The following is a 6,224-nucleotide window of genomic DNA, read 5'->3' as shown; positions in this document are numbered from 1 at the left end:
CGGTGCCGCCAAGCCCGGCTGGCCGGGATTCGCCAGCACGCCCCTGCACGCGTACCGCCGGCACTTCGAGGTCGCGGTGTTCGCGGCCTACGAGCTGATGCAGATGGTGTGCCCCGACATGATCGAGGCGGGCGGCGGCTCGATCATCAACATCACCTCGGTCGCGTCGCGACTGCCCGGTGATGGCCCGTACGCCGACCGCAGCGGTGGCGTGCTGCCCGGGTATGGCGGATCCAAGGCCGCGCTCGAGCACCTGACCCAGTGCGCCGCTTTCGATCTGACCGACCACAACATCGCGGTCAATGCGCTGTCACCGTCCAAGCCGATCCTCACCCCGGGGCTGTCCTACTATGCCCGCGCCTTCGATGACACCTCCCCGGAGGACGAATTCGCCCGTGCGGCAGTCGAACTGGCCCTGGTCGATCCGAGCAAGGTCACCGGCCGCACCATCGGTCACCTCCAGGTCCTCGACGGCAGTTTCCGGCCCTTCACGCCTGACTAAACCCACTCGCCTTCAGGCGGGTCGGGGTCGCCGCGCAGCAGCTCGTCGGGATGGTGCGCGTGGTTCACCTCGGGCGGACCCTTGCCGTCGGTCCAGCCGAGTCGCCCGTTGCCGGCCACCGTGGTGCGCCATTCGCCTCGGCCCACCGCGCCGTGGTCGGATCCGCAGGCGAAGAACAGGTTGTCGGCATCGGTCGGGCCCCCGTCTGCCCATTCGCGCGCATGGTGGACCTCGCAGTGATAGCCGGGTTCGAGACAGTTGGGGTGGGTGCAGCCGCGGTCACGGGCGTAGCACACCAGCCGTTGATCCGCCGATGCGACGCGCTTTTGGCGCCCTAGGTACAACGGCCGGCCGGTGTGGTCATCGAACACCGCGAGGTAGTGAATTGCCTTGGCGGCCATGCGGATCAGATCCGGCATCGGCAGCCGTGAACCACCGCCGGTGTGCGCCGGCGCGGGCATCGGGACCGACGAGTCGACGGCTGCGTGCGCGGCTCGGTCGAGTTCGGCCAGCGTGGTCGTGGCGATCACCGTTACGGGCAGCCCGCGGTGCGCCCCGAGACCGCCGGAGGCGATGGCGATTTCGAGACCCAGCTTGAGCGCGTCGTGGCAGCGTTGGGCCGGCGTGCGGTCATCGCGCTCCTCGGGATCGGTGTCGGGGCTCTGATGGCGACCGGGCCGGACCGCAGCTTCGAGGGCTTCGAAGTACGCCCGGGCCTCGGGATCCAGTAGGCCGGAGAGCCGCGACATCCCGTCGGGCCCCTGCGGGCCCAGCCGCACACCGCGGCGGCGGGCCCGATCGACGTCGGTGAAGCGGCCGTCGGGATTGAGATAGTCGGCAATCCGGTGGCCCAGCTTGGTGACCACCGCGGCGTCGAGCTTGGTCGCGTGCCGTACCAGCGTGCGCTCGGCGTCCGCGACATCGACGGGCGAAACGCAAGAGGGCAACATGTCGACGGCGGCGCACACGGCGCGAATGTGGTCCTCACCCACCGCACCGGCGGCCACCGCCTCCGCCAGGGCCGGCAGTTCGGGTCCCAGGACCGCCCCGGTCAGCGCGCGGCGCGGCCGGAGGCGTGCGGCGAGCCGAAAGCGGCGCGCGACTTCCTTCGGGGTGATGCGTAGTCGCGCCCACAGCGTGGCGCGCACCGCGGGCACGCACGCCACGCCGCCCGGCGGGTCGGCGATTTCGCCGAAAATCCGGTACATCATGCCGCGATTGGCGCGGTCCTGGGCCTCGAGGCGGTCGGCGACGTCGACCCGAAAGGCGTTGGTGACCGCGTCCGACGGGGTCTGGCGCAACACCTCGTGGGCAGCGTCGATCGCGTCGAGCGCCGAGCGGATTCGCTGCCGCGCCTGTTCCGCATTCACCAGAGGTCCCACACCCGCCACGGTATCGAACCTGTGTTCGAATCAGCAGCGCCCGCGTGGCATTTGTGGATGAACTGCCGACTGTGGATAAGCGGCCACGCCAGTCCTGGCCTGGGGCCGCTTGACGTGCAAGTATGAGGAAAGCCAGTGCCGCAACAACCAATCGAGCGGTGTGCCAATGCCTGGTATAGACAAGCCGACAGGGCGAGTCGTCGCCCTGATCGTCCTGCTGCTCGTGGTCGCCGCCGCCCTGCACGGCTACCTTCCCGCTCGCCACGACGCGGTGCGCAGCGAGTCGGGCGGGCGGGGGGCGCTGGCCCTCGTGGTAGCGACCCTGGCCGTGTCGCTCGCCCTGATCGCGATCGCCGTCGTCGCGCGGTTGCGAGACCCGCGCGCCGCCGCGCCGACCGCCGGTGCGGTGTCCGACATGTTGGGCACCGGTCGGGGGCGGCCGAGCTGGCGCGTGTTGCTGATCGGGCTCGCCGTGATCGTGGCCTGGCTGCTGGCCGTGATGCTGCTGGCCCGGCTCCTGGGTCACAGCGTCGCTCCCGCCCCCTCACCACCCGATAGCGGCGCGGCGCCGCCGGCGAATCCGTCCGCACCGCCCCCGCCGCAGCAACGTCAGCACCGCCCCCGCGACGGCTCGCAGAACATGCTGGGGATCCTGCTCGCCTGCACGGTCGCGATGCTGGTGCTGTTCGTCGCCGGTACCGTCACCACGGCACGGCGGCGTTGGCGTCCGGCGGTGCCCGGCGTCGCCGACGAACCGGCGGAGCCCGCGCCGGCGCCGGCGCGTTCGGAGTCACTGGCGCGGGCGGCCGAACGAGGTCTGGCCGAGATGACCGACCTGAGCCGCGAACCGCGCGAGGCGATCATCGCCTGCTACGCCGCGATGGAACGTGAACTCGCACATGTTCCCGGCGCCGTCCCCCAGGAATTCGACACCCCGACCGAGGTGCTGGCACGCGCGGTCGAGCACCACGCCCTGCACGCCGACAACGCCGTCCAATTGGTGAACCTGTTCGCCGAGGCGCGGTTCAGCCCGCACGTGATGAACGAGGGCCACCGCGACGTCGCCGTGGGCGTCCTCCGGTTGGTCCTCGACGAGCTGGGTTCGCGGAGTCCCGCATGAAAAAGACTACGACGCTGGGCATTTGGTTTATCATCGGCATCGAACTGTTGGCGCTGACGCAGCATGATCGGCGCTTGGTGCTGGCGGCGTCCGGTGCGGGGCTGGCGCTGGTGTTGCTGACCCTGCGTCGTGCGCTGGGGCGGGGTTTCGATGCCGAGGGGGAGGCGGACGCCGACGATCTCGGGGATTCGTTGCGACGCTGGCTCGCCACTACCGAGACGACGATCCGGTGGTCGGAGTCGACCCGGGCCGACTGGGACCGCCATCTGCGCCCGATGCTCGCCCGCCGGTACGAGATGACAACGGGCCAAAGGCAATCCAAGGACTCCGCGGCGTACCACGCAACCGGGCGCATGATCTTCGGTGTGGAGCTGTGGGAATGGGTCAATCCCAACAACGTCACGCGCGGCGGTGATCGCCAACCCGGCCCGGGCCGTGCGGCGCTGCAAGAGATTCTGCAAAAGCTCGAGCAGGTATGACAGGAGGCGCGATCCGAACATGACGCTGCCGGCCGCCACCACGACCGCACACTGCGAAGCGATTCTCGACGAGATAGAACGCGTGGTGGTGGGGAAGCGAGCCGCGCTGCGGCTCATCCTCACCACGGTGCTGGCTCGCGGTCACATTCTCATCGAAGACCTGCCCGGCCTGGGCAAGACGCTGATCGCGAGATCCTTTGCCGCGGCGCTGGGGCTGCAATTCACCCGGGTGCAGTTCACGCCGGACCTGCTGCCCGCGGACCTGCTGGGCTCGACGATCTACGACATGCAGTCCGGCCGCTTCGCGTTCCGGCCCGGCCCCATCTTCACCAACTTGTTGCTGGCCGATGAGATCAATCGCACGCCGCCGAAAACCCAGGCGGCCCTGCTGGAGGCGATGGCCGAAGGGCAAGTGAGCATCGACGGCGAAACACACCAGCTGCCAAAGCCTTTCATCGTCCTGGCCACCGACAACCCGATCGAGTACGAGGGCACTTATCCGCTGCCCGAGGCGCAACTCGACCGGTTCGCGATCCGGCTGGAGCTGCGGTATCTCAACGAGCGGGACGAGACGTCGATGCTGCGCCGCCGCCTCGAACGCGGTTCGGCCGAGCCGACGGTCAACCAGGTGGTGGACGCCCACGACCTGCTGGCCATGCGCGAATCGGTCGAGCAGGTGACCGTGCACGAAGACGTCCTGCACTACGTGGTGTCGCTGGCCAACGCCACGCGGCACCATCCGCAGGTCGCGGTCGGGGCCAGCCCCCGCGCCGAACTCGATCTGGTTCAGCTCGCCCGCGCCCGCGCGCTGCTGCTCGGCCGCGACTACGTCATCCCCGAGGACGTGAAGGCGCTTGCCATCGCGGCGGTCTCGCACCGCATCACCTTGCGCCCCGAGATGTGGGTGCGCAAAATCCAGGGCGCCGACGTCATCGCGGAACTGCTGCACCGGCTGCCGGTGCCCCGTACCGGTGCCAGTGCCGGCGAGAGCGGATGAGCCCCGCGTGACCCACGGCGACGGGGTCGAGTTTCGCTGGCGGGCATCGGAATTGACGCGAGCGATCGCCACCTGCGCGGGATTCGCGATGGCCGCGGCCGTGATCGGCGGCCGGTGGCAGCTGATCGCGTTCGCGGCGCCGCTGCTGGGCGTGCTGTGCTCGATCAGCTGGCAGCGGCCGGTTCCGACGGTTCGGGTGCACGGTGAACCCGACACCCAGCGGTGCTTCGAAACCGAGCAGGCGCGCATCAGGGTGTGGTTGACGGACGACGACGGGGCCGCGGCGGTGCGGCTGACGATCCCAGACATAGCGGGGATGGAGCTCGACGTCGCGGAATCCGATGGGGATCAAGCGAAAACGGTCACGTCGACCGCGCGGCGCTGGGGGCGGTATTCGATCGGGGTCCGCATCGATGTCGTCGCCCGCGGTGGGCTGCTCACCGGAACGGCCGTCGTCGGGGCCGCCGAGGTCATCGTGTTCCCGCTGACGCCGCCGCAGCCGACGCCCATCCCGCAGACCGAGCTGCTCGACCGCCTGGGTGCCCACCTGACCCGCCACATCGGTCCGGGAGTGGAATACGCCGACATTCGTCCCTACGTGCCCGGCGACCAACTGCGCGCGGTGAATTGGCCGGTGAGTGCGCGCCGCGGCCAACTACACGTGACGCAGCGGTTGACCGACCGCGCCGCCGACGTGGTGGTGCTGATCGACGGCTACCGGCAGCCGGCGGGGCCGGCCACCGAGGCCACCGAACGCGTCGCTCGCGGTGCGGCGCAAGTGGTGCAAACCGCGCTGCGCCACGGTGACCGGGCCGGCATCGTGGCCCTCGGCGGCAACCACCCGCGTTGGCTGGGAGCCGACATCGGGCAGCGCCAGTTCTATCGGGTGCTCGACACCGTGCTTCGCGCCGGTGACCAATTCGAACACACCACGGGCACGTTGGCGCCGCGCGCGGCGGTTCCCGCCGGGGCAATCGTCATCGCGTTCTCCACGCTGCTCGACACCGAATTCGCCTTGGCCCTGATCAATCTGCGCAAGCGGGGCCATGTGGTGCTGGCCGTCGACATCCTGGACAGTTCGCCGTTCGAAGACGAACAGGATCCCTTGGTGGATCGGATGTGGGCGTTGCAGCGCTCCGCGATGTATCGCGACATGGCCACCATCGGCGTGGATATCGTGTCCTGGCCCGCCGCGAGCGGTTTGGAGCAGTCGATGGGTGTGTTGCCGGATCGGCGACGGCGGGTGCGCGGGAGGCTCCGTGGCTGACGGCGACGCCGGGGCGCTGGCACGGGCGGGCGCGCCCGCGTTCGCGACGGCCTTCGGCCTGCTCATGGTGGGGCTGGCCGCCGACGGCTGGCACGAACCCGCGATCGCCGCATGGGTGGCGGCGCTCATCGCGGTCGCGGCTGGCATCGTATTCCGCCGGGCCGCCACGGTTGCCGTGCTGTTGGCGGCCGTCACCGTCGTGCTGTCCGGCCCGCCGGTGATACTCGTCGCGCTGTCCGGTGTGTGCGCCGCCGCCTACCTGGTATGCCGTCATGCGGCCGGCGCGTCCGCGCTGGTGGTGCTGGACAGCTGGCCGACCGCGCTTGGCGCCGTGGGGTTTACGATCGCCGGGTTGGTGGCGACGTCGTTCCCCCTGCAATTGCCGTGGTTGCCGTTGCTCGCCCCGCTGGCGGCGCTGCTGATCTACCTACTGGCCGTCCGGCCGTTCATGAACTAAACCGCTGCCGACGGGCGCCG

At 70.0% G+C, this 6,224-nt stretch carries 7 protein-coding genes; 6 read left to right on the top strand and 1 reads right to left on the bottom strand.

Features of this window, described 5'->3' with window-relative positions; translation table 11 throughout:
* The coding region (locus DQP57_RS19915) for an SDR family NAD(P)-dependent oxidoreductase (protein WP_133259271.1) at positions 1 to 502 on the top strand (502 nt) is incomplete at its 5' end.
* Here the strand turns inward: DQP57_RS19915 and DQP57_RS19910 are convergent.
* Positions 499 to 1,884: an HNH endonuclease signature motif containing protein gene (locus tag DQP57_RS19910; protein ID WP_112634437.1), complete on the bottom strand. Its 1,386-nt coding sequence runs from the start codon at positions 1,882 to 1,884 to the stop codon at positions 499 to 501. The genes DQP57_RS19915 and DQP57_RS19910 overlap by 4 nt on opposite strands.
* A gap of 166 nt (positions 1,885 to 2,050) precedes the next feature.
* On the opposite strand from DQP57_RS19910, the gene DQP57_RS19905 reads away from it, so the two are divergent.
* From DQP57_RS19905 to DQP57_RS19885, 5 genes are all read left to right on the top strand, one after another.
* Positions 2,051 to 3,004 carry a DUF4129 domain-containing protein gene (locus DQP57_RS19905; RefSeq protein ID WP_112634436.1) on the top strand — a complete coding sequence of 318 codons (954 nt, stop codon included), beginning with the start codon at positions 2,051 to 2,053 and terminating at the stop codon, positions 3,002 to 3,004.
* Positions 3,001 to 3,483 (top strand): hypothetical protein, encoded by a 483-nt coding sequence (locus DQP57_RS19900; RefSeq protein WP_112634435.1) that lies wholly within the window; start codon positions 3,001 to 3,003, stop codon positions 3,481 to 3,483. Before DQP57_RS19905 ends, DQP57_RS19900 begins: the two co-directional genes overlap by 4 nt.
* Positions 3,484 to 3,502: 19 nt before the next feature.
* Entirely contained in the window at positions 3,503 to 4,480 is a 978-nt protein-coding gene (locus DQP57_RS19895) for an AAA family ATPase (RefSeq protein ID WP_112634434.1), read from the top strand.
* A 7-nt stretch (positions 4,481 to 4,487) separates the two neighbouring features.
* A complete protein-coding gene (locus DQP57_RS19890) occupies positions 4,488 to 5,747 on the top strand; it encodes a DUF58 domain-containing protein (RefSeq protein WP_112634433.1) in 1,260 nt (419 codons plus the stop codon).
* Between the two features lie 64 nt (positions 5,748 to 5,811).
* Complete coding sequence (locus DQP57_RS19885; protein ID WP_240631819.1) at positions 5,812 to 6,204, top strand: hypothetical protein; 393 nt, start codon at positions 5,812 to 5,814, stop codon at positions 6,202 to 6,204.
* Positions 6,205 to 6,224: the final 20 nt, after the last annotated feature.

The sequence above is a fragment of the Mycobacterium colombiense genome, assembly GCF_003284935.1.
GTDB classification, from domain to species: domain Bacteria; phylum Actinomycetota; class Actinomycetes; order Mycobacteriales; family Mycobacteriaceae; genus Mycobacterium; species Mycobacterium arosiense_A.
The sequence above is the reverse complement of the archived record's forward strand: the minus strand, read 5'-3'. Positions and strand labels throughout refer to the sequence as shown.

Coding starts and splice junctions, on each gene's coding strand:
- DQP57_RS19900 (WP_112634435.1), top strand. CDS start 3,001: ATGAAAAAGACTACGACGCTGGGCATTTGGTTTATCATCGGCATCGAA.
- DQP57_RS19895 (WP_112634434.1), top strand. CDS start 3,503: ATGACGCTGCCGGCCGCCACCACGACCGCACACTGCGAAGCGATTCTC.
- DQP57_RS19905 (WP_112634436.1), top strand. CDS start 2,051: ATGCCTGGTATAGACAAGCCGACAGGGCGAGTCGTCGCCCTGATCGTC.
- DQP57_RS19885 (WP_240631819.1), top strand. CDS start 5,812: ATGGTGGGGCTGGCCGCCGACGGCTGGCACGAACCCGCGATCGCCGCA.